23 protein-coding genes are annotated in these 21,990 nt (G+C 64.0%); 11 read left to right on the forward strand and 12 right to left on the reverse strand.

Annotated elements, in window-relative coordinates:
* The first annotated feature begins 79 nt into the window (after window positions 1-79).
* From E4P09_RS03505 to E4P09_RS03525, 5 genes are all read left to right on the forward strand, one after another.
* Window positions 80-364, forward strand: coding sequence for an aa3-type cytochrome c oxidase subunit IV (locus tag E4P09_RS03505; protein ID WP_137388176.1), 285 nt, complete (start codon window positions 80-82; stop codon window positions 362-364).
* Entirely contained in the window at window positions 364-1,491 is a 1,128-nt protein-coding gene (locus E4P09_RS03510) for a Re/Si-specific NAD(P)(+) transhydrogenase subunit alpha (protein ID WP_137388177.1), read from the forward strand. Before E4P09_RS03505 ends, E4P09_RS03510 begins: the two co-directional genes overlap by 1 nt.
* Before the next feature lie 16 nt (window positions 1,492-1,507).
* The gene (locus E4P09_RS03515) at window positions 1,508-1,960 is read left to right on the forward strand and encodes an NAD(P) transhydrogenase subunit alpha part 2 (RefSeq protein ID WP_137388178.1); all 453 of its coding nucleotides are present in this window, start codon (window positions 1,508-1,510) and stop codon (window positions 1,958-1,960) included.
* Window positions 1,961-1,971: 11 nt separating this feature from the next.
* Window positions 1,972-3,372 carry an NAD(P)(+) transhydrogenase (Re/Si-specific) subunit beta gene (locus E4P09_RS03520; RefSeq protein ID WP_137388179.1) on the forward strand — a complete coding sequence of 467 codons (1,401 nt, stop codon included), beginning with the start codon at window positions 1,972-1,974 and terminating at the stop codon, window positions 3,370-3,372.
* Window positions 3,373-3,610: 238 nt separating this feature from the next.
* A complete protein-coding gene (locus tag E4P09_RS03525) occupies window positions 3,611-4,345 on the forward strand; it encodes a mechanosensitive ion channel family protein (protein WP_137388180.1) in 735 nt (244 codons plus the stop codon).
* Window positions 4,346-4,450: 105 nt separating this feature from the next.
* Here E4P09_RS03525 and rpsU read toward each other — a convergent pair whose 3' ends face one another.
* From rpsU to E4P09_RS03545, 4 genes are all read right to left on the reverse strand, one after another.
* Window positions 4,451-4,678 (reverse strand): 30S ribosomal protein S21, encoded by a 228-nt coding sequence (gene rpsU, locus E4P09_RS03530; RefSeq protein WP_137388181.1) that lies wholly within the window; start codon window positions 4,676-4,678, stop codon window positions 4,451-4,453.
* A 168-nt stretch (window positions 4,679-4,846) separates the two neighbouring features.
* On the reverse strand, window positions 4,847-5,953 hold the full coding sequence (locus tag E4P09_RS03535) for a 5-(carboxyamino)imidazole ribonucleotide synthase (protein ID WP_137388182.1): 1,107 nt from the start codon (window positions 5,951-5,953) through the stop codon (window positions 4,847-4,849).
* A gap of 4 nt (window positions 5,954-5,957) precedes the next feature.
* Window positions 5,958-6,455, reverse strand: coding sequence for a 5-(carboxyamino)imidazole ribonucleotide mutase (purE, locus tag E4P09_RS03540; protein WP_137388183.1), 498 nt, complete (start codon window positions 6,453-6,455; stop codon window positions 5,958-5,960).
* A gap of 102 nt (window positions 6,456-6,557) precedes the next feature.
* Window positions 6,558-6,761 carry a YdcH family protein gene (locus tag E4P09_RS03545; RefSeq protein ID WP_137388184.1) on the reverse strand — a complete coding sequence of 68 codons (204 nt, stop codon included), beginning with the start codon at window positions 6,759-6,761 and terminating at the stop codon, window positions 6,558-6,560.
* Between the two features lie 172 nt (window positions 6,762-6,933).
* On the opposite strand from E4P09_RS03545, the gene E4P09_RS03550 reads away from it, so the two are divergent.
* On the forward strand, window positions 6,934-7,116 hold the full coding sequence (locus E4P09_RS03550) for a YdcH family protein (protein ID WP_137388185.1): 183 nt from the start codon (window positions 6,934-6,936) through the stop codon (window positions 7,114-7,116).
* Between the two features lie 100 nt (window positions 7,117-7,216).
* Here E4P09_RS03550 and E4P09_RS03555 read toward each other — a convergent pair whose 3' ends face one another.
* Together E4P09_RS03555 and E4P09_RS03560 are read right to left on the reverse strand one after the other, a co-directional pair.
* A complete protein-coding gene (locus E4P09_RS03555) occupies window positions 7,217-8,845 on the reverse strand; it encodes an acyl-CoA synthetase (protein WP_137388186.1) in 1,629 nt (542 codons plus the stop codon).
* Window positions 8,846-8,940: 95 nt separating this feature from the next.
* Window positions 8,941-10,098, reverse strand: coding sequence for an OpgC family protein (locus tag E4P09_RS03560; RefSeq protein ID WP_170984211.1), 1,158 nt, complete (start codon window positions 10,096-10,098; stop codon window positions 8,941-8,943).
* A 313-nt stretch (window positions 10,099-10,411) separates the two neighbouring features.
* On the opposite strand from E4P09_RS03560, the gene E4P09_RS03565 reads away from it, so the two are divergent.
* Together E4P09_RS03565 and E4P09_RS03570 are read left to right on the forward strand one after the other, a co-directional pair.
* Window positions 10,412-12,310 carry a propionyl-CoA synthetase gene (locus tag E4P09_RS03565; protein WP_137388188.1) on the forward strand — a complete coding sequence of 633 codons (1,899 nt, stop codon included), beginning with the start codon at window positions 10,412-10,414 and terminating at the stop codon, window positions 12,308-12,310.
* A 41-nt stretch (window positions 12,311-12,351) separates the two neighbouring features.
* Entirely contained in the window at window positions 12,352-13,158 is an 807-nt protein-coding gene (locus tag E4P09_RS03570) for an SDR family NAD(P)-dependent oxidoreductase (protein ID WP_137388189.1), read from the forward strand.
* 7 nt (window positions 13,159-13,165) lie between these two features.
* Here the strand turns inward: E4P09_RS03570 and E4P09_RS03575 are convergent, their stop codons facing one another.
* Both E4P09_RS03575 and E4P09_RS03580 read right to left on the reverse strand, forming a co-directional pair.
* Entirely contained in the window at window positions 13,166-13,915 is a 750-nt protein-coding gene (locus tag E4P09_RS03575) for a DUF1013 domain-containing protein (RefSeq protein ID WP_137388190.1), read from the reverse strand.
* A 121-nt stretch (window positions 13,916-14,036) separates the two neighbouring features.
* Complete coding sequence (locus E4P09_RS03580) at window positions 14,037-15,035, reverse strand: NAD(P)H-quinone oxidoreductase (protein WP_239025086.1); 999 nt, start codon at window positions 15,033-15,035, stop codon at window positions 14,037-14,039.
* Between the two features lie 119 nt (window positions 15,036-15,154).
* Between E4P09_RS03580 and E4P09_RS03585 the strand changes: the two genes are divergently transcribed.
* On the forward strand, window positions 15,155-15,346 hold the full coding sequence (locus E4P09_RS03585; RefSeq protein ID WP_137388191.1) for a DUF1192 domain-containing protein: 192 nt from the start codon (window positions 15,155-15,157) through the stop codon (window positions 15,344-15,346).
* Window positions 15,347-15,873: 527 nt separating this feature from the next.
* A complete protein-coding gene (rcdA, locus tag E4P09_RS03590; RefSeq protein ID WP_239025008.1) occupies window positions 15,874-16,362 on the forward strand; it encodes a protease adaptor protein RcdA in 489 nt (162 codons plus the stop codon).
* Between the two features lie 81 nt (window positions 16,363-16,443).
* Here the strand turns inward: rcdA and rpmE are convergent, their stop codons facing one another.
* Window positions 16,444-16,665, reverse strand: coding sequence for a 50S ribosomal protein L31 (gene rpmE / locus E4P09_RS03595; RefSeq protein ID WP_137388193.1), 222 nt, complete (start codon window positions 16,663-16,665; stop codon window positions 16,444-16,446).
* Window positions 16,666-16,834: 169 nt separating this feature from the next.
* Here rpmE and E4P09_RS03600 point away from each other — a divergent pair, with 169 nt between their 5' ends.
* On the forward strand, window positions 16,835-18,733 hold the full coding sequence (locus E4P09_RS03600) for an ABC transporter transmembrane domain-containing protein (protein ID WP_137388194.1): 1,899 nt from the start codon (window positions 16,835-16,837) through the stop codon (window positions 18,731-18,733).
* Here E4P09_RS03600 and E4P09_RS03605 read toward each other — a convergent pair.
* From E4P09_RS03605 to E4P09_RS03615, 3 genes are all read right to left on the reverse strand, one after another.
* On the reverse strand, window positions 18,714-19,745 hold the full coding sequence (locus tag E4P09_RS03605; protein WP_137388195.1) for a peptidoglycan -binding protein: 1,032 nt from the start codon (window positions 19,743-19,745) through the stop codon (window positions 18,714-18,716). The genes E4P09_RS03600 and E4P09_RS03605 overlap by 20 nt on opposite strands.
* 20 nt (window positions 19,746-19,765) lie before the next feature.
* Window positions 19,766-20,863, reverse strand: coding sequence for a flagellar motor protein MotA (locus E4P09_RS03610; RefSeq protein WP_239025010.1), 1,098 nt, complete (start codon window positions 20,861-20,863; stop codon window positions 19,766-19,768).
* Window positions 20,864-21,136: 273 nt separating this feature from the next.
* Complete coding sequence (locus E4P09_RS03615) at window positions 21,137-21,931, reverse strand: inositol monophosphatase family protein (protein WP_137388196.1); 795 nt, start codon at window positions 21,929-21,931, stop codon at window positions 21,137-21,139.
* Window positions 21,932-21,990 lie beyond the last annotated feature (59 nt).

Here is a 21,990-nt window from a genome sequence, read left to right on the forward strand (position 1 = left end):
GCACAAGCACTGTTGCCTTGGCCGAAACGATCGGCTATCGAACCCCGTTATCTGCTCGTAAACTGGGGGAAACAGCAACATGGCAGACGACACCGCCCCGCAGATCGACTTCAACGAACATGAGCGAACCTATGTGAATTTCCTCAGGGGGTCGGTCGCCGTCATTCTCGGCTCCCTCATCGTCCTGGTTGCCCTGGTGATGTTCGCCTTTGGGTCGGGGGCCTCGGCCACGGTCCTGGGCTTCCTCGGGCTGATCTTCGGGCTCGCCGCCGTGGTGCTTGATCTGCGCATGGGCAGCAACTGGACCCTTTCGCTGGTGGTCACTGCGATCTTCGTCTTCATCACCCTCATGTGGGTCGCCTGATGAAGCTGCTCGTCCTCGCGGATGGAGCGGCGGGCGCTGGCGAAACCCGTGTTGCGGCGGTACCGGACACCGTCAAGGCGCTCGTGAAGAAGGGACTTGACGTCGTCGTGGTCCGCGGCGCGGGCCAGGGCTCGTTTCTGTCTGACGACGCCTACCAGGCAGCCGGCGCCACCCTCGCCGACAGCGCTGCTGAAGCTGCGCGCGACGCCGATATCGTGCTGAGCGTCCGCCGCCCCCCAGCGGATGTGATCGCCGCCTTGAAGCCCGGTGCCGTGGTGATCGGCCAGCTCGACCCTTATGGCCCGCGTGAGCCGATCGAGCAGATCGCGGGGCAGAAGGCCGTCGCCTTCGCCATGGAACTGATGCCGCGCATAACGCGCGCCCAATCCATGGACGTCCTGTCTTCCCAGGCCAATCTTGCCGGCTACAAGGCCGTCATTGACGCGGCCGCCACCTTCGGCCGCGCCCTGCCGATGATGATGACCGCCGCGGGCACGGTGCCCGCCGCCCGCGCCTTCATCATGGGGGTGGGCGTGGCTGGCCTGCAGGCCATCGCGACGGCCCGGCGGCTTGGCGCGGTGGTGACCGCGACCGACGTCCGGCGTGCCGCTGCCGAGCAGGTGCAGAGCCTGGGCGCCAAGTTCATCATGGTCGATGCGGAGGGCGAAGACCTCGAGACCAAGGGCGGCTACGCCAAGGAGATGAGCGAGGACTACCAGCGGCGCCAGGCGGCGCTGGTGGCCGAGCACATCAAGGCGCAGGATATTGTCATCACCACCGCCCTCATTCCCGGCCGGCCCGCCCCCCGCTTGATTACTGCCGCCATGGTCGAGAGCATGAAGCCGGGCTCGGTGATCGTCGACCTCGCGGTCGAGCGCGGCGGCAATGTCGAGCTCTCGAAGCCCGGCGAGACTGTGGTGCACAACGGCGTCACCATCTTGGGCCATCTCAATCTCGCAGGTCGCTTGGCCGGCAATGCTTCGCCGCTCTATGCCAAGAACCTCACGAATTTCCTCGACGTCATAGTCAAGGACGGTGCGCTGGCGATCGACTGGGACGACGAGATCATTCAAGGGACGGCGCTCACCAAGGATGGGGAGATCATCCATCCCGCTTTGAAGGGCTGATACGGGGGAAACGCCCATGGAGAGTTTGACTGCGCAGCAGGCAGCCGATCAGGCGAGGGAAGCCGCCCAGCGGGCAATGGACGCAGCCGATCAGGCGCAGAGTTTTGCTGATGCCGCCCGGCTTGCGGCGGAAACCGGGGCCGACGCCTTGGGCGCTGCCACGGGCATTGATCCCTTCGTGTTCCGCCTGTCCATCTTCGTGCTCGCGATTTTCGTCGGCTATTACGTCGTGTGGAGCGTCACGCCGGCCCTGCACACGCCGCTCATGTCGGTCACCAACGCGATCTCGTCGGTGATCGTGGTCGGCGCCCTCATCGCGGTGGCGGGCGGGGCCGCGCATGCCATCGCAGAGGCGAGCCTCACCTCGAAGCTGCTCGGCTTCGGCGCGCTCATCCTCGCATCCGTGAATATCTTCGGCGGCTTCCTGGTCACCCAGCGCATGCTCGCCATGTACCGCCGCAAGAGCTGAGGGGCTGGCCAATGTCGGTGAACGTCGTCGCCACCCTGTATCTCGTGTCCGGGGTGCTGTTCATCCTCGCGCTGCGCGGTCTGTCACACCCTGAAACCTCGCGCCGAGGCAATCTGTTCGGCATGGTCGGCATGGCCATCGCCATTGTCACCACCCTGTTCTATACCCCGCCGACCACCGCCGGCACCTGGACCATGGTGATCGCGGGCATCGCCATCGGCGGTGCGATCGGCGCGATGATCGCCCGGCGCATCCCGATGACGGCCATGCCCCAACTCGTCGCCGGCTTTCACTCGCTGGTCGGCCTGGCCGCCGTGCTGGTTGCCGCCGCGGCCCTCTATGCGCCCGCCGCCTTCGGCATCGGCACGCATGATCACGTCCATGCCGCGAGCCTGGTGGAAATGTCCCTGGGCGTCGCCATCGGCGCCGTCACCTTCACCGGCTCGATCGTGGCCTTCACCAAGCTGCAGGGCCTCGTCTCCGGCGCACCCGTCGTTTTCTCGGGCCAGCATTTGCTGAACCTGCTGCTCGGCCTGCTGCTGGTCGCCTTGATCGTGTGGTTCGTGGCCTCCGGCAGCCATGCGGCGTTCTGGTTGCTCACCATCCTCGCCCTGGCGCTCGGCATCCTGATCATCATCCCCATCGGCGGGGCCGACATGCCGGTGGTGATCTCGATGCTGAACTCCTATTCGGGCTGGGCGGCGGCCGGCATCGGCTTCACCCTGGGCAACACGGCGCTCATCATCACCGGAGCCCTGGTCGGCTCCTCCGGTGCGATCCTGTCCTATATCATGTGCAAGGGCATGAATCGCTCCTTCTTTAACGTCATCCTCGGCGGCTTCGGCGGTGAGACAGCCGCTGGCGCCGCCGCCGGGGGCGGCGAGCAGCGCCCCGTCAAGCAGGGCTCGGCGGAGGATGCGGCCTTCCTGCTCAAGAACGCGTCCAAGGTCATCATCGTGCCGGGCTACGGCATGGCGGTTGCCCAGGCGCAGCACGCGCTGCGCGAGATGGCCGACAGCCTCAAGAAGGCCGGTGTCGAGGTCAAGTATGCCATCCACCCGGTGGCCGGTCGCATGCCCGGACACATGAACGTGCTGCTGGCCGAGGCCAATGTGCCCTATGACGAGGTGTTCGAGCTCGAGGACATCAATTCCGAGTTCGCCAATGCCGACGTGGCCTTCGTCATCGGCGCCAATGACGTGACCAACCCCGCCGCCAAGGAGGACAAGTCCTCCCCCATCTACGGCATGCCGGTCCTGGAGGTGTGGAAGGCCGGCACGGTCATGTTCCTCAAGCGGTCGCTGTCATCGGGCTATGCCGGCATCGACAACGACCTGTTCTATCGCGACAACACCATGATGCTGTTCGGCGACGCCAAGAAGATGGTGGAAGCGATCGTCAAAGCGATGTAGGGCCAGGCTGCCTCCGCGATCATAACCTTGGGTATCTGACGGCCGGGCATCTTCGCCCGGCCGTTTTGCTGTGGACCTCTGCAGGTGGAGCGAGGTCTCCGGTGATTTCTATTTTCAGTAGAGTTATAGGAGAATATACTACCTAAAAGAGCAAAACCCGACCAATCGGAAAAAAGGTCCAGCCGCCATGACCGCTGCACGGCCGATCATCAGACCAGAGCGAAGGAGGCCGGACGTCATGCGGCCGCGCGCGGTGGTCTGGCAGCCGAAAATCCGACTTGAGCCAGGAGAGTCGGCAGAACCGCCCGAGACCGGGCAAGCACTGCGGTCAGAACCTTTCGACACGGAGCTCGGACAGCCGGCGCGCGCCCAAGGGAAACTGCCGAATGTTATTCGATGGCTGCTGGCGCGAAATTGGACCGAGCCTCCGATTGGCATCCTGCTGCTGCACCTCCTCGCCCGCTATCGAAGCGACCTGCTGGTTCAGCGTTTTCCGCCGTCGAACCGCCTGAAGATTGGCTGGCGGCGATCCCGGATCAGGTGGAACGCGGAAGAGCCGGCGCCCGGCAGCGTGAGCCGGTTTCTGGGTCGCGCCCTCCAGGCAGGCGAGCCATTGGCCAATGAAGTGATCCTGGCCTTTCTGGTCGATGTTCCGCTTCCGAAGCTCTACCGCATCGAGCTTCGCTTCTGGGTGGGTGCGAATGAGGATCTCGATCGAGCGATGGGCTGCCTGCTGGATTTCGTCCGGCGGACCGAAATGGCGCTCCCGCATCTCGACCCCTCCGTATTTGCCTATGCGACCGATAGCGAGCAGGTGACCATCGTTCTCCGCTTCTGGACCAGCCATCCCGACTACCGGGCGGTGGTCTTGGCGGCCAAGCCGGCGGCGCAACGGTTCCTGGGCGGCCACGGCATCACCGTGCTCGAGCCGAGCCGCTCGCTTCATTCGGTTCGTGAATATCCGCCGGTGTGATCACGTGCTGATCCAAACAAGCCGCGCCCGCGGTACCTAATGAGGCATCCGGGCACACTCGTGCTAGGTGATTTTGGTGGAGTTCGGACCGGAAAAGTCAGCCCGTCAGCGGGCCTTGCCTTTGGCTGGCAGCAGGCCTTCGCGCTGGGCACGCTTGCGGGCCAGCTTGCGCGCGCGGCGCACCGCCTCTGCCTTCTCGCGAGCACGCTTCTCGGATGGCTTCTCGTAGTGATTCCGGAGCTTCATCTCACGGAAGACCCCTTCGCGCTGCATCTTCTTCTTGAGCGCTTTGAGAGCCTGTTCGACGTTGTTATCACGTACGAGAACTTGCACGAGTGCTGCCTTTGCTGATCCGGTGATTTGGCTGTTAGCTATGATGCGGCTCGAAGGTTGGCAATAGCAAAATGCTCTTGCAAGCCGCCTGCGCCGCTCAAGATCGCTATGATTAGCAAAACCAGCCGCGTCTGTCCATGCCCTCGATGGAAGTCCCGAACGGCAGATCTATTCCTCTGCCGGCTGATCGCGCCGCGGGCTGATCCGGTTCACATGGCCCATCTTGCGGCCGGGGCGGGCAGCTGTCTTGCCATAGAGGTGAACGGCCAGTTCAGCGCGCGCCGCAAGGCCGGCCCATTGCTCCACCTCCTGCCCGATCAGATTCGTCATCTCCACGTCGCTGTGGCGCTTGGTCGAGCCTAGCGGCCAGCCGGCCACCGCCCGCATATGCTGACCGAACTGCGAGACCACGCAGCCGTCCTGCGTCCAGTGCCCTGAATTGTGCACCCGCGGCGCGATCTCGTTGACCAGGAGATGCTCGCCTGCCGCGTCCCGCACCACAAACAGCTCCACCGCCAGCACGCCCACATAGTCGAGCGCGGCTGCGATGCGCGCGCCGATTCGCCGGGCTTCGGCAGCACTGGCCAGGCTCACCCCAGCCGGCACCGTCGATGTCTTGAGAATATGGTTCTCATGGCGGTTCTCGGTGATGTCATAGGCAGCGATCGTTCCATCGCCCCCGCGCGCCACCACCACCGAGCATTCCATCGCGAATGGCACCACCGCCTCCAGAATCGCATCCTGCGCGCCGATTGCCGTCCACGCGCCCGCCAGGTCATCGCCGGGACGGATGGTCACTTGGCCCTTGCCGTCATAGCCGAAGCGGCGCGTCTTCAAGATGGCGGGATAGCCAAGCGCATCAAGAGCATTGGCGAGGTCGGCCGCGCGATCGACAGGCAGGAAATGCGCCGTTTCGAAGCCCAGCTCGCTCACGAACCGTTTCTCGTGCAGCCGGTCCTGGGTGATGCGCAGCGCCTTTTCCCCTGGCAGCACCGGCACACGCGCCGCGAGAAAGGCCACCGTGCCGTGCGGCACGTTCTCGAACTCGTAGGTCACCCGATCCACATTCCGTACGAACTCGTCGAGCGCCACCTCGTCGTCATAAGCGGCACAGGTCGAGCGGTAGGCCACGTCGAACGCCGGGCTATCCGGATCCGGGCAATAAATGTGGCAGCGCAGCCCCAGCTCGGCGGCAGCCAGGGCCAGCATGCGGCCAAGCTGCCCACCGCCCAGAATCCCGATGGTACTGCCCGGTGGGAGGGGAGAAATCGTCACGCCTTCAGCTCTCGTCCTGCGGAAACTCGCCAACCGCCTCGCTTTGCGCCTGCCGCCACGCGTCCAGACGGCCTGCCAGCGCCGGATCGCCGAGCGCCAGCACGCTTGCGGCGAGCAAGGCGGCGTTGATCGCACCGGCGCGACCGATCGCCAGTGTGCCGACCGGAATGCCCGCAGGCATCTGCACGATCGACAGGAGACTGTCCTGCCCCTGCAATGCCTTTGATTCGATTGGCACTCCGAAAACCGGCAGGCTGGTCAAGGATGCGGTCATGCCGGGCAGGTGAGCCGCCCCGCCCGCCCCCGCAATGATCACCTTGAAGCCGCGGCCGCGCGCGCTTTTCGCGAACTGGTAAAGCCTCTCGGGTGTGCGGTGGGCCGAGATGATGCGGGCTTCGTGACCCACTCCGAGTGTACCGAGCAGATCGGCGGCGTGCTTCATGGTCGCCCAATCTGACTGGCTGCCCATGATGATCGCGACTTGCGGCTCGACGGCACCCATGCGGGTCTCCAGCGGATACGGGCGCAACGCCCGGAAAAGCCGCGGATTATAAGAACGATTGCTCTGCGTGCAACGGCGGAATTCTGCTGGCGCGAGATCGGCTCAGGCAATGATGTCCGGGATGAGCTGATCCTCCAGCCGGGTGATCTCGTCTTTGAGCATGAGCTTCTGCTTTTTCAAGCGGCGCAACCGGAGCTGATCCTGCGACAGACCCGATTCGAGGCTGGCGATCGCGGCGTCAAGGTCTCTGTGCTGTTCACGCAGGGCAGCAAGGCGCTGTTCGAGAGTATCTGGCAGGCCGTCCATAAGGATCCTCCCATGGCAGTCGGTCTCGTCGGCTTCCCTATCCGCCGCCGGCCCCGCACCGGGGGTCAGGATTAAGGACTATATAATGGATCGGCCCCGACTGGAATTCGACAAGCGGGCTCCAATATGTCAATCTGGTAACGCTAGGATCAAGGAACAGGAGACAGCACCGATGTCCCTTCGCAGCCATCTGGAGGAACTGGTGAACAAGCATCGTACCCTTGACAGCAAGATCCATGCTGCGGAAGCGTGCCCATCCATGGATGGCTTGAAAGTCCTTGAGCTCAAAAAAGAAAAGCTGCGATTGAAGGACGAGATCAGCCGAATTCAGGCGCAGCTTGCACAACCCCATTGAGTCACTTTTACGTGCTGGCAACGCCAAGACGGGCATAAGCCTCGCTTTCTGAGAGCGGGCGAAAAGATGCTGGCGCGCCCCGCGCCAGGCAGGTCTGCATCTACAGCGACTTTGCCCGTTCCCTGAGTTGGAACTTTTGTATCTTCCCCGTCGAGGTCTTGGGCAGCTCGCCGAACACGACGTGCCGCGGCGCCTTGTAATGCGCAAGGGCGCTGCGGCAGTAAGCGATAAGCTCCGCCTCGGTGGCCGATGCCCCGGGCTTGAGTTCGATGAAAGCACAGGGGGTCTCGCCCCATTTTTCGTCCGGCCGGGCCACCACTGCTGCCGCCTGGACTGCCGGATGCTTGTACAGAACATCCTCCACCTCGATCGAGGAGATGTTCTCTCCGCCCGAGATGATGATGTCCTTTGAGCGGTCCTTGAGCTGGATATATCCGTCCGGGTGCAGCACCCCGAGGTCGCCGGAGTGGAACCAGCCACCCGCGAAGGCGTCCTGGGTGGCTTGGGCGTTCTTGAGATAGCCCTTCATCACGATGTTGCCGCGGAACATCACCTCGCCCATGGTGTGGCCATCGGCCGGCACGGGGGTCATGGTCTCAGGATCCATCACAGTGAGATCATCCAGCGCGAGGTAGCGCACCCCCTGGCGCGCTTTCATCTGCGCCTGCACCCTCGCATCCAGGGCATCCCACTGGCCTTTCCACTCATTCACCACGGCCGGTCCGTAGGTCTCGGTCAGGCCGTAGACATGGGTCACCTCGAAGCCGGCATCTGCCATGGCCCGCAGCACCGCTTCCGGCGGGGGCGCCGCCGCGGTGATGAAGCTCACCTTGTGCGGAATGGCCCGCTTCTCCTCGGGCGAGGCATTGAGCAGGAGCGACATCACGATGGGCGCGCCGCAGAGATGGGTGACCCCATGCTGGGTGATCGCCTCATACATGGCCGCCGCGCGCACCGCCCTCAGGCAGACATGGGTGCCCGCTACCACCGACACCGACCACGGAAAGCACCAGCCGTTGCAGTGGAACATCGGCAGCGTCCACAGATAGACGGCGTGTTTCGGCATGGAGGCGGCGATGACGTTGCTGTAGCCCATCAGGTAGGCGCCGCGATGGTGATAGACCACGCCCTTCGGATTGCCCGTGGTGCCCGAGGTGTAGTTGAGGGAGATGGCCTCCCATTCGTCTGCCGGCGGCGACCAGCTGAACGCCGGATCGCCGCTCTCGAGCAGCGCTTCGTAGTCGAGAGTGCCGAGCCGCGGCCCGGCCTGGGGAAAGGCCGGGTCGTCATAGTCGACGATGAGCGGCTTCACCTTCGCTTGGCGCAGCGCCTGGCCGACGACGCCGGAATATTCCCGATCGGTGATCAGCACCTTTGTCTCGGCGTGGTCGAGCATGAAGGCGATGTTGGCCGCATCCAACCTTGTATTGATGGAATGCAGCACGGCACCGGTCATCGGCACACCATAATGCGCCTCCAGCATGGCCGGCACATTGGGCAGCATCACCGACACCGTATCGCCTTTGCCGATGCCTTTGGCGACCAAGGCCGAAGCGAGGCGACGCGCGCGGGCATAGAATGCGGCATAGCTGATCTGCAGCGGACCATGGATGATGGCCGTATGGTCCGGGAATGCCAGCGCAGCACGCGCAAGAAAGCCGATGGGCGTCAGCGGCTGGTAATTGGCGGGCGTCCGGTCGAGATCGGTCTCGTAGGCATTTCGGGCCATGGATGGCGGTTCCTGGCAATCGGCACGATTTGACCGGACAATAGCCAGAACCGGACCGCCTCAGCAATCCGCCAAAACGAATCGAGATTGGACTTCTAGCCGTTGGTCGCCCGCGCTTCGCTTACGCCGGCACGGGCGGCGGCGCCCGCCAGCACCTCCCGCTTCCACTCGATGAGCTGAACGGCGAGGTAAAGAATGATCAAGCCGCCGCCCACGATCATCACGTCTGCTGTGAAGCCCCCGCCACTCTCGCTCCGCAGAACTTGACCGACCATGCTGAGCACCGACCCGATGCAGAACACGGCAAGCGAGTTCCGCCCGAACATCACGAGAATATTGTCGCGGGTGAGCACGCGCATGTGCTGATGCAAGCTGGTATGAATGAACACATAGGCCAGCGCCAGCACATGCAGCAGCCGCGGCAGGTGCAGATCGTTCTTGTTGAACTGCCAGAGCATGCTCGGCAGCGGCAAGGCGTCAGGCTTTGGCCACAGGCCGAACCGCACGATGGCCAGGCACAGCACTAGGTAAGCCAGCGCGCCATAATAGAGGCAGGGCCGGAACGGCAGCCTCACGCCCGACCAGGCCAGCGCGCCCAGGCAGTAGCCGATCACGAACAGGAACTGCCAGGCCATCGGATTGAAGAACCAGAAGCCGCGGTCGGGGTAGGTGCCAAACCGCCAGCCATGCACTTGCGCCGCCACATAGAGCAGTGCCGAAAGGCCGAGCGCCGCCATCAGGTTGAAGCGCGTGGTCAAGACCACGAGGGGCAGCCCCAGCATGAACAGGATGTACATCGGCAGGATGTTGAGATAGGCGGGCTGGAATCCCAGAGCCGCGAGCCCGAACATGCCCAGCTCGGGCGAGTCGAAGAACGATTTCAGCCCGTGGACCTCCAGCCAGCCTGGATCCTGGAACACATAGGCGCTGCCGACCAGCACGCCCACGCACACAACGCAGGTCAGAATGTGAGCCGCGTAGAGCTTCCAGGCCCGCGCGAACGTCTTGAAGACGATGTGGGGGAACACCGGGACCGGCTTGTTCGGATGATAGGCGACGGCGGCGGAGATGCCTGCAAGCAGCACGAACAGTTCCGCCGCATCCGACACGCCGAAGTTGCGGGAGGTGAACGCTTCGAAGAAATTGCCGGGAATGTGGTTTATGAAGATCATCACCAGCGCGACGCCGCGCCAGAAGTCGATGCGATAATCTCGAAGGCTGCCAAGCGGTGCGGAAGCACCGAAGCTATTCATGCCAGATCCGTTCATCCCAACCGTCTGATCGCAAATGCCGGGCGGAAGGGTGCGTTCCGCCGCTTGAAAATGTGAGCGTGATTTGCGGCACATGTGCCAAAACGGTCTAACTAGGCCGCTGCCACAATGAACCGTGAATGAATGGTACGTTCAGAAAGTTCGCCTCGCCGTAGCATCTCACGAGCGGTGCAATTCTGTGGGCGAGGGCTTTGCCCGGATGACGATCGGGAATAAGATCGCAGGCTGTCTTAGATGGAGCAAAACCAAGTCTAGCAAGACGCCGCGGCCGACGGTTGGGAGGATCTCGAGGGCGATGAGTCGCTATTACGACGTTTATGCGAGCTGGCAACGCGATCCCATGGGTTTTTGGGCCGATGCTGCAAACGACATCGACTGGTTCACGCCATGGGACAAGGTGTTCGAAAAGGTGGACGGCCTCGACCGATGGTTTGTCGGCGCTGAATGCAACACCTGCTACAACGCGGTCGATCGCCATGCCGACAGCGGGCGAGGCGACCAGCAGGCCCTCATCTATGACAGCCCGGTCACCAGCCAGGTGAAGCGCTTCACATATCGCGCGCTCCGCGATGAAATTGCATCACTGGCGGCGGCATTACAGGATTTCGGCGTGGTCAAGGGCGACCGGGTCATCATCTATATGCCCATGGTGCCCGAAGCGGTCTTCGCCATGCTTGCCTGCGCGCGCATCGGCGCCATCCACTCTGTGGTTTTCGGCGGCTTCGCCTCCCATGAGCTCGCAACGCGCATCGACGATGCCAAGCCGAAGCTTATCCTCTCCGCCACCTGCGGCCTCGAAGGCAGCCGCATTGTCGAATACATGCCGCTGCTGAGGAAGGCCATGGAGCTCGCGGCAACCAAACCGAGCGCTTGTCTGATCCTTCAACGGGCAATGCACCAGGTGCCGCTCGAGGACGGCGAGCACGATTGGGCCGAGGCGGTCGCCCGCGCCAAGAGCGAGGGCCGCAACCCGCCTTGCGTGCCGGTCAAGGCGACCGATCCCCTCTACATACTTTACACCTCCGGCACCACCGGCCAGCCCAAGGGCGTGGTGCGCGACAATGGCGGCCATATGGTCGCCCTCAAATGGAGCATGCCGAACATCTATGGCATAGAGCCGGGCGAGGTGTTCTGGGCGGCATCTGATGTCGGCTGGGTCGTGGGGCACTCCTATATCGTCTATGCCCCGCTGCTGCATGGCGCCACCAGTATCCTCTATGAGGGCAAGCCGGTCGGCACGCCCGATGCCGGGGCCTATTGGCGCGTCATCTCCCAGCATGGGGTCAAGGCGATGTTCACGGCGCCGACCGCCTTTCGCGCCATCAAGAAGGAAGACCCCGACGGTGTCTTCATCCGCCGTCATGACCTCAGCGGCTTCCGGACCCTGTTCCTGGCCGGCGAACGCGCCGATCCCGACACGGTGAAGTGGGCTGAGGACAAGCTTCGGGTGCCCGTGGTCGACCATTGGTGGCAGACGGAGACCGGCTGGTCGATTGCCGCCAATCCGGTGGGACTCGGCATGCTGCCGGTGAAATATGGCTCTCCCTCTGTGCCGATGCCAGGCTACCACATCGATATCCTCGATGAAGCTGGCCATGCCCTGCCCCCGGGCCAGCTGGGTGCCGTTTGCATCAAGCTGCCATTGCCGCCGGGCAGCCTGCCCACCCTCTGGAACAACGACGCGCGTTTCCGGCAGAGCTATCTCGATGCATTCCCCGGCTACTACCAGACGGCCGATGCCGGCTATCTCGACGAGGACGGCTACGTCTACATCATGGCCCGCACTGACGACATCATCAATTGCGCCGGCCACCGCCTGTCCACCGGCGCTATGGAGGAAGTCATAGCCGGGCATCCGGACGTGGCGGAATGCGCGGTGATCGGGGTGGCGGATCCGCTTAAGGGGCAGGTGCCGCTCGGCTTCCTGGTGCTCAAGGCGGGTGTCGAGCGGCCAGTGGCCGACATAGAACGCGAGGTCGTGCAGCGGATCCGCGAACAGATCGGGCCGGTTGCGTCCTTCCGCACCGCCATCATCGTTGATCGCCTGCCGAAGACGCGGTCGGGTAAGATCCTGCGCGCCACCATGCGCCAGATCGCCGACGGCGAGAGCTGGAAAATGCCGGCCACCATCGATGACCCAAAAATCCTCGAGGAGATCGGCGTGGCGCTGAAGGGCCGAGGCTTGGCGGCCTGAGCATGGCCGAACGAAGACACGAACACCAGGGAACCTGACCGATGGCGCTGAGCGGCAAGGTGGCGATCATAACCGGCGGTGCCCGGGGCACCGGCTTTGCCTGCGTCGAGCGCTTCCTCGCCGAGGGTGCCGAGGTCGTGCTGGCTGACGTGGATGAGGACGCAGCCGAAGCCGCTCTGCGCGAAGTCAGGGAAGCGGGCCGCAATGCCCTCTTCGTGGAATGCGACGTGGGCGATCGGCTGGACGTGCAGAACCTCGTCAGGGCCACGGTCGAAGCCTATGGGGCGGTCGATATTCTCGTCAACAACGCCGAGGTGACGAGCGCTGTCGATGATTTCCTGCAGCTGAAGGAGGACGAGTTCGAGCGCGTGCTGCGGACCAATCTGAAGGGTGCCTTCCTGGTGAACCAGGTTGTCGCGCGCGAGATGATTGCGCAGGTTGAGGCCGGGCGGGCGCCGGGCAGCATCATCAACATGTCTGCCGCCGAGATCATGTCGTCCCTGTCGCAGCACCTCGCTTATTCCGTGTCGAAGGCGGGCCTGACCCAGCTCACCGAAACCACTGCCCTGGCGCTTGCGCCTCATGGGATTCGGGTGAACGCCATCGGATCCGGCAGCTTTTCGGCCGGTCCATTGCGGGCCGGCGTCAAAGGGCGGTCGGCCTATGAGCGCCTTCTCGCCCGCGTGCCGCTGGCGCGCCTTGGCGAGCCGCACGAAATTGCGGCCATTGCAGCTTTTCTGGCCTCCGACGATGCAAGCTGCATTACCGGCCAGACCATTTGCGCCGATGGCGCCAGCATCGCCCTTCAGGCAGCCCTTGAGGCGACTTCGCTGGGCCCGGGCCAGTAGCCGCGACTTAAGACTCGTCCTCGTCGTCCTGCTTGGCGCTCTTGAGGCCCGCGAGCCGCGCGAACACCTTCTGCTCGTCGATCTCCTGCTCCTCCTCCGGCTCCGCCTGCCCGCCGAAACGCGTGCCCGCGAAGAGCGCCGAGGCGTCCACCTCCCCGCCCTGGGTCTCTTCTGCCGGCCGCAATGTCGCGCCCCGTTCCTCTTCCGCAGGCACGGGATGCTCGCGCCGCGCCCGGTCGGCTGCCTTGCGCACGGCCGCATCCAGCTCGCTCTGCGCGCACAGGCCCAGCGTCACCGGATCCTTCGGCGTCAGGTTGGCTGAGTTCCAATGCGTACGGCTGCGGATCGACTCGATGGTGGGCTTGGTCGTGCCCACGAGCTTGATGATCTGGCTGTCGGAAAGCTCGGGATGGTAGCGCAGCAGCCACGCGATCGCATCCGGGCGGTCCTGGCGGCGTGAAACCGGCGTGTAGCGCGGACCTTTGCGGCGCTTCACCTCCGGCACGTCGACCTTCGATTCCGACATGCGCAGCCGGTGGTTGGGGTCGCGCTGTGCGCGCTCGATCTCCTCGCGCGAAAGCTGGCCGGAAACGATCGGGTCCATGCCCTTGATGCCCGCTGCGACATCGCCATCGGCGATCCCCTTCACCTCCAGCACGTGCAGGTTACAGAACTGCGCGATTTGCTCGAAGGTAAGCGAAGTGTTCTCGACCAGCCACACGGCGGTCGCCTTCGGCATGAGCAGCGTTTTCGACATAGGCGCACTCCTTCAGAACCATGGGTTCTGATCCGCTAGGACGTCAATTTAAGGATATTTCGGACTTATATAGGCCGATCGCCGGTGGTTGCAAAGAGCTTCTGGAAGCCCTCGGCCGCCCTCAGGTCGTAAGAATGATTTTACCGATATGAGCGCCCTGCTCCATCCGTTGATGAGCATGCGCCGCCTCCTCCAGGGGGAAGGTCGAATCGATCACCGGCTTGATCACCCCGGATGCGAACAAGGGCCAGACATGCGCCTCGAGCTCTCGGGCAATCGCTGCCTTCTCCTCCACGCTGCGCGGCCGCAGGGTCGAGCCGGTGACGACGAGCCGTTTCTGCATCACCGGCATGAAGTTGACCTTTGCGGAAGGTCCGCCGAGAAAGGCGATCATGACGATGCGGCCGTCTACGGCGGCTGCGCCGATATTGCGCGCGATATAGTCACCGCCCACCATGTCGAGGATGACGTCGACACCGCGCCCGTCGGTGGCGTTTTTGACAATCTCGACGAAGTCCTCCTCCCGATAGTTGATGGCGCGGTCGGCGCCGAGCTCTTCGCAGGCGCGGCACTTCTGCGCTGTTCCTGCAGTGGCGAAGACCCGCGCTCCGAAGGCGCGGCCGAGCATGATGGCGGTTGTACCGATGCCACTCGAGCCGCCATGGACGAGCAGCGTCTCGCCCGCTTTCAAGCCGCCGCGCTGGAACACATTGGTCCAGACCGTGAAGAAGGTCTCAGGCAAGCCAGCCGCCTCCAGGGGTGTGAGACCTGCGGGAACCGGCAGGCAATTGGCCTCTGCCGCCACGCAGTATTCCGCATAGCCGCCGCCGGCGACCAGCGCACAGACACTGTCGCCCTCCTGAAAGCGCGTCGTGCCGGGACCGCATCGCACCACCCGACCAGCCACTTCCAGGCCTGGGGTGGCCGGCGCGCCCGGCGGCGGCGGGTAATGCCCTTGCCGCTGCAGGACGTCCGGCCGGTTCACGCCGGCCGCGATCACCCTGATCAGCAGCTCGCGCTCACCCGCGGATGGTACGGTGAGGCGGTGCGGCTTCAGCACCTCTGGGCCGCCGGGTCGTGAAATCTCGATCGCGGTCATCTCATTGGGCAGGTCGGCCATGGGCAGAGAACCATCTCGCATGAGGGGGCTTTTCTCCTGGTCATCTAGACAATGCCGCCAAAAAGTCGATTGAATTTTGGCTGCCGTCCGACACCGGCGACGAAAGAAAGGAGCATGTCATGGCGATTGAGGACGAAGAGGTCAGGCGCAAGTCAGCCGAGATTCGCATCGGCGATGCCCTTGACGCGCTTTCGGTCGAGGATCTCACGGCGCGAATCACCATCCTCGAGACCGAGATTTCGCGCATTAGGAACGAGCTCCGGGCCCGGCAGGGCACGCGCGCAGCCGCCGAGCAACTTTTCCGAAAATAGTTGCATTTTTGCTCACCCGGGCAATAGACGCGTTTTGTCAATCAGTTATCCCTCCGCACAATGGCGCGGGAACTCGCTCGGAAAAACGTTTTCACTTTTTTGAACGTCGTTAACCATTGAGTAACGAGTCCTGGTGTATTTTGGTTAACGTAATCCAGTGACCTGGATTTGAGTGGCTCCTGTCCACTCTGTTTGACGCCTCCCTGTTAGACCTTGGAGCCGCCGCTTGCGCGCGGCTCCATTTTTTGTGCATAAAGGGTCCCTGGTCCGTCCTGGGCTGTCGACACAGCTTTGGCGCGGGCCGAGAATATTTCGGGGCGTCATACTTCCGCCAAAGCGATGTCCAACGAGCAAATTGCTTGCGGGCGCTTGAGCGCGAGTGGAATGCCGGCCCGGCTATTTGTGGTTAAGATTGCATAACGCCTTGAATGGCACGGCCAATGCAAGGCGAACACTCGGGGCGGCTGAGTCAGTTCAACAGGATGGTAATGAGATCGGTAGCGGCTGAAAGCGCAACAAGCGGCACTATGATCGATTTTGGCAGTCGTTTCGCGACCTCGGCTCTGTTCACGCAGATTTTCGCGGAGGGGATGAGCCTGGTCGAGGAGGCAGCCGATTATCTGGACGGCGAGGGTCGCGCTGCGCTGCGTGATCTCGATCGGGGCGCATCGCTCACCTATGCAAGCGAGAGCATGAGGCTTACCACCCGGCTGATGCAGCTGGCGTCCTGGCTGCTGCTCCAGCGCGCCGTCAAGGAGGGCGAGCTCACCCAGGAAGACGCGCGCCGCGAAAAACAACGCATCAATCTCAAGGATATCGGTTCGACCACCGACGAGGAATGCCTCGCCGCGCTGCCCGCCGGCCTGCAGAGCCTGATCCAGCGGAGCCTGCATCTCCACCGGCGCGTGCTCAAGCTCGATCGTATGATCTATGATCGCCGGACGCAGCCGAGGCCGCAGGCGAGCCCGGTCTACGAGCAGATGATGATGCTGCAGCGCGCCTTCGCCGGGAAGTAATCCGCCGCTCGCGGTCTGCACGCTCCAACAAGAAAGCCCGGCAAACGCCGGGCTTTCTGCATTCGTCCTGGTTGCTTGCGCTTACTTGCCCAGGAAGCTGTATTTCTGCTTGAAGCGGCTGACGCGGCCGCCGCGGTCGACGATGTGGGTCGAGCCGCCGGTCCAGGCCGGATGGGTCTTGGGGTCGATGTCGAGCTGCATCGTCTGCCCCTCCTTGCCCCACGTCGATCGGGTCTCGAAGGTGGTACCGTCGGTCATGACCACCGTGATCTTGTGATATTCGGGATGAATGCCTTGCTTCATGACGCGCTCGCAGATCCGGGTTGTGGAGGAGAATATGCCCGCGCAGAAGCGAGCCGTACTGTTGGCCGGTCTATAGCGGAGCGGTGCTGCGGGCGCAACACTCAAATCCTTGAGCTGCCGCCGAGTTCCCGCGGAACGGGCGAGGCTCCGCACCTGATCGGTGTGGCGGATGGCGCCCTCGCCTTCCCCGGCCAATTCCGTTACAGCGAGAGAAAGCCTCAAGTCAGCGAGAAGACGGTTGAGCGACGAGAAGACGACCGGCAAGCCATCGCGGCATAGTCTCAAGCCGCTGCTGCGGCTCTTGCCCTTCGCCCTGCGGTATCGCTGGCGCCTCGCCGCGGCCTTGCTCGCGCTGATCATGGCAGCCGCAGCCACCCTCGCCATTCCGCTGGCCGTGCGGCGCATGATCGATTTCGGCTTCACTCAGGCCAACGCCACGCTGATCCATCAGTATTTCGCCACACTGTTGGGGGTCGCCCTCCTCCTCGCCCTGGCCAGCGCCGCGCGCTACTATTTCGTCATCTGGCTCGGCGAGCGCGTGGTCACCGACGTGCGGGTCGCCGTCTTCGACCATCTGCTGCGGCTCGATGTGGGATTTTTCGAGACCGCCCGCACCGGTGAGGTCATGTCGCGCCTCACCGCCGATACCACCCAGATCAAGGCCGCCTTCGGGGCCAGCGCCTCGATCGCCTTGCGCAATGCGCTCCTGTTGATCGGCGCAGTCGCCATGATGGTCGTGACGAGCCCCAAGCTCAGCGGTCTCGTGGTCGCCGCCATCCCGGTGATCGTAGTGCCGCTGGTGCTCTTCGGCCGCTGGGTCCGGCGCCTGTCCCGTTCGGCCCAGGATACGCTTGCGCAATCCGCGGCCTTTGCCAGCGAGCGGCTCAGCGCCATCCGCCTCGTCCAGGCCTTCACCGAGGAAGCAAGGGCGGCCCTCATCTTCACGCGGGCAAGCGAGGATGCCTTCGCCGCCGCCAAGGCCAGCACCAAGGCGCGGGCGGTGCTCACCGGCTGCATCATTGCCCTCACCTTCGGCTCGATCGTGGCCATCCTATGGTATGGCGCCCAATCGGTGCTGGCCGGCGAGATGACCGGCGGCACATTGGGGCAGTTCGTGCTCTATGCCGCCTTTGCCGCCGGCGCCTTGGGCGAGCTCTCGCAGGTCTGGGGCGAAGTGCAGCAGGCAGCGGGGGCGGCCGAGCGCCTATCGGAGCTGCTCGACACCAAGCCGGCCATAGCGGCGCCGGCGCCCAAGCGCCTGCCTACCCCGCCGCGCGGCGAGATCGCCTTCGAGGCCGTGAGCTTCGCCTATGCCGGGCGCGGGCCGGAGAAGGCCCTGAACGGATTCTCCCTGCGGGTGCGTCCGGGCGAAAAGCTGGCAATCGTCGGCCCCTCGGGTTCGGGGAAAAGCACCATCTTCAACCTGCTCCTGCGCTATTTCGACCCCCAGACGGGCTCCGTGCGGTTGGATGGGGTGAACATCGCCGAGGCCGACCCGCGCGATGTGCGCGCCCGCATGGCTCTGGTACCGCAGGACCCTGTGATCTTCTCAACCACTATCGCGGAGAACATCCGCTACGGACGGCCCGACGCGAGTAATACCGAAGTGATCGCCGCGGCACGTGCAGCCTCGGCCGCCGCATTTATTGCTGCCCTGCCGCAAGGCCTTGACACCGAGGTCGGCGAGCGCGGCATAACCCTTTCGGGCGGCCAACGGCAGCGCATCGCCATTGCACGAGCCATTCTGCGGGATGCGCCGGTGCTGCTCTTGGACGAAGCCACCAGCGCCCTCGACGCGGAAAGCGAACAGCTGGTGCAGGAAGCGCTGGACCGGCTTATGACGGGCCGCACCACTCTGGTCATAGCCCATCGGCTCGCCACGGTGCGCAACGCTGACCGCATCATCGTGCTCGATCAGGGGCAGATCGTCGCGGAAGGGTGCCATGACGATCTGGTCCAGGCCGGCGGGCTTTACGCGCGCCTGGCCAGCCTTCAATTCATGGACGGGCCGGAAGCCGCGACGGTGCCGGCCGCCACGCACGAGACGGTCAGCGCTCGGTCAGCTTGAGCTCGATACGCCGGTTCAGCCGCTTTTCCGCTTCGCTGGTACCTGTCGCGATCGGCTGATACTCGCCGAACCCCGCTGCCACCAAATGCTCGGGATTCACCCCCTGCCCGATGAGATACTTCACCACCGCGATGGCGCGGGCCGCAGAAAGTTCCCAGTTCGAAGGGTAAAGCGGCGTGGCGATCGGGTCCACGTCCGTGTGTCCGTCAACGCGCAGCACCCAAGGGATGTCATCGGGAATTTCGCGCTCCAGTTCCTTGATCGCGCCGGCCAGCTTGTCGAGTTCGGCCCGGCCGGTCTCCTGGAACACCGCCTGGCCCTTCGGGAACAGCACCTCCGCCTGGAACACGAAGCGGTCGCCCACCACCTGTACGTCGGCACGCTGGCTCAAGATCTCCCGCAAGCGGCCGAAGAATTCCGAGCGATAGCGGGCAAGCTCCTGCACCCGCTGAGCCAGCGCGATGTTGAGCCGCTTGCCCAAATCGGTGATCTGCGCCTTGGATGCCTGATCACGCTCCTCCGCCGCCTCCAAAGCCTCGTTCAGTGCGGCGATCTGCCGCCTCAATGCGGCGATCTGCTGGTTCAGCAGCTCAACCCGCGCCAGCGCCTCCGACGAGATCTGCCGTTGCGAATCGAGCTCCCCCTGCAAGGTCGCCATGGCCGAGCCCGCGGCCGAGCCCGCCTGCTGCTGGTCGCTAAGCTGCGCCTTGAGCTGGTCGCGCTCGGACGACAGGCTCTGCAGGTCGTTCAGCAGCGTCGCCAGCCGTGTCTCCATCTCGGCTGATGACGACTTCTCCAGCGCCAGCATCTCCGTCAAGGAAGCGATTTCATTGCGCAGACGCTGCAGCACGGTGTCCTGCCCGCTCACTTCTCGCGCCAGCAGATACTGGGCGACGGTGAAGACGCTCACCAGGAACACGAACACCATCAGCAGCGTCGCCGTGGCATCGACGAAACCGGGCCACTGCAAATTGGTATCGCGCAGACCGCGACCGCGGCGCAACAGAGCCATGGGTCAGATCCTCGCTTGGGTTACAAATCTTCGGCCTTCGCCGGGCTGCCCGCCCGCCGCGCCGGCCGCTCGGACGCAAGGCGCTCGGGCTGGTAGCGCATGCGCATGAGAATGTCCTTGATCTCCGCCTGCGTATCCGCCTGCGACTGCGCCCAGTTGCGCACAACCTTCTGCTCCTCGCGCATCTGGCTCACCAGGCTCTGCACGGCGCTCGCAAGCCTTGCTATGGCCTCGTCATCGTGTGCAGCAGGCTGCACCGCGCCGCCATCGGGCTCGCTCAGCGCGTCCTCCAGCGTCTTGTTGATGCGATTGAGGCTGTTCTGCACTTCGCGCAGGTCGAGGTGCAGATAATGCGGCACCACATACTGCCCGCTCGTGCCTTCGCCCGCGTGGATGTCGGTCAGTGTGGACAGCCACTCCTCGAGGTCGTTGTAGAACCGGTTCTGGGCTTGGCCGGCCTGCAGGTCGAGGAAGCCCAGGATCAGCGACCCGGCGAGGCCGAAGAGCGAGGAGGCGAAGGCCGTGCCCATGCCCGCAAGCGGGGCCTCCAGCCCATTCTTCAACTGCTCGAAGATGGTGGCGGCCTCGGTGCTCGTCACCTCGAGCGAGCGGATCGTGGCCCCGACCGACGCCACCGTCTGCGACAGCCCCCAGAAGGTGCCGAGCAGGCCCAGGAAAACCAGCAGCCCGATCAGGTAGCGCGAGATCTCTCTGGACTCGTCCAACCGCGAGGCGATGGAATCGAGCACCGCGCGCATGACCCCCGGGGAGAGCACGGTTTCTCCCTGCCGGTTGCGCAGGAGCGTGGCCATAGGCGCAAGCAGCACCGGCGTGTGCGGGATTTCGAGACCCGGGTCCGAGACCCGGAAGCTGTTCACCCAGGACACCTCGGGAAACAGCCGCCACACCAGGCGGAACGCATAGACGATGCCCACCAGCAAAGTGCCGATGATCACGCCGTTCAAGCCAGGATTGACCATGAACGCGGTGCGGATCTGCGGGAACAGGATCGCCGCGGCAAAGGCGATCAGGATGGTGAAGACGGTCATGCGGATCAGATAGATCCGCGGGCGCGTCAGGGCGAACAGATCGTAGTCCTCGGCCAGACTCTTGCTCAAGATCCCTTCCCCCAAGCCGCTGTGCAGTGAAGTAGACGCAAAGCACAAATCCGATATTCAAATCGACAATAGACAGGGGCGCCGCAGCACGCTGTACGGTCATTGCCGCTTGATGGCCTTACGGACGCAAGCAACCGGGCCGCGTCCGCAACCTTATTTAATCATATATCGTGATTGCGGGCCGATTTCATCAATGGCGCGCTGAGTAACTTCACGTTGTGGTGGGTTTATGGCGGCCCGACCGGCAACGAGTAGCCCAGTGCGCACTGCCGCTTATCCCCGGCCGGCAGCCTTCAGCTCCTTGCCGAGCTCGGCATAAATCCGTTCATTGGCGGCCAGGATATTGCCGGTCGCGAGCACATCTGCACGACCGTCTATGTCGCCAACCGTGCCGCCGGCTTCACGCACGATCAGCAGCCCTGCGGCAATGTCCCACGCTTTGAGACCTCGCTCCCAGTATCCGTCATAGCGGCCTGCTGCCACATAGGCGAGGTCGAGAGCCGCCGCACCCAGCCGCCGGATGCCGGCCGCCTTGGCCTGGACCCGCGCCAGTTCTTCGCGAAACAGCCCGTGGTCCCCGCGCCCGTTGTGTGGAATACCGCAAGCGACGACAGCCTGCGCGAGCTCCCGCCGGGCCGCCACCCGCAGGCGCCGGTCGTTCAGGAACGCGCCGCGGCCGCGCTCGGCAGTGAACATCTCGTCCGAAATCGGGTTGTAGATCAGGCCGGCCACGATCGTATCGTCGCGCTGCAGGCCGACCGAGATGGCGAAATGCGGAATGCCATGGAGGAAGTTGGTCGTGCCGTCCAGCGGGTCGATGATCCAGCGGTGATTGGGGTCCGTACCCTTGATCTCCCCCCGCTCTTCCAGCAGGAAGCCGTAACCGGGGCGCGCCCTGGCAAGCTCCTCGCGCAGCGTATCTTCCGCCTGGCGGTCCGCATTGGACACGAAGTCGGCCGGCCCCTTCAACGAAACCTGCAGGTTCTCGACCTCGCCGAAATCGCGCTGAAGCCTGCGCGCAGCTTTCCGCGCAGCCTGCACCATTACATTGAGCAATGCCGAACGCATCGATTGTCCTGTCCCCACAGACTGCCGTTGCGGCACAGCAGCGGTTAAGCGGGGCGCGG

The organism is Rhodoligotrophos defluvii (genome assembly GCF_005281615.1).
Classification (GTDB): domain Bacteria; phylum Pseudomonadota; class Alphaproteobacteria; order Rhizobiales; family Im1; genus Rhodoligotrophos; species Rhodoligotrophos defluvii.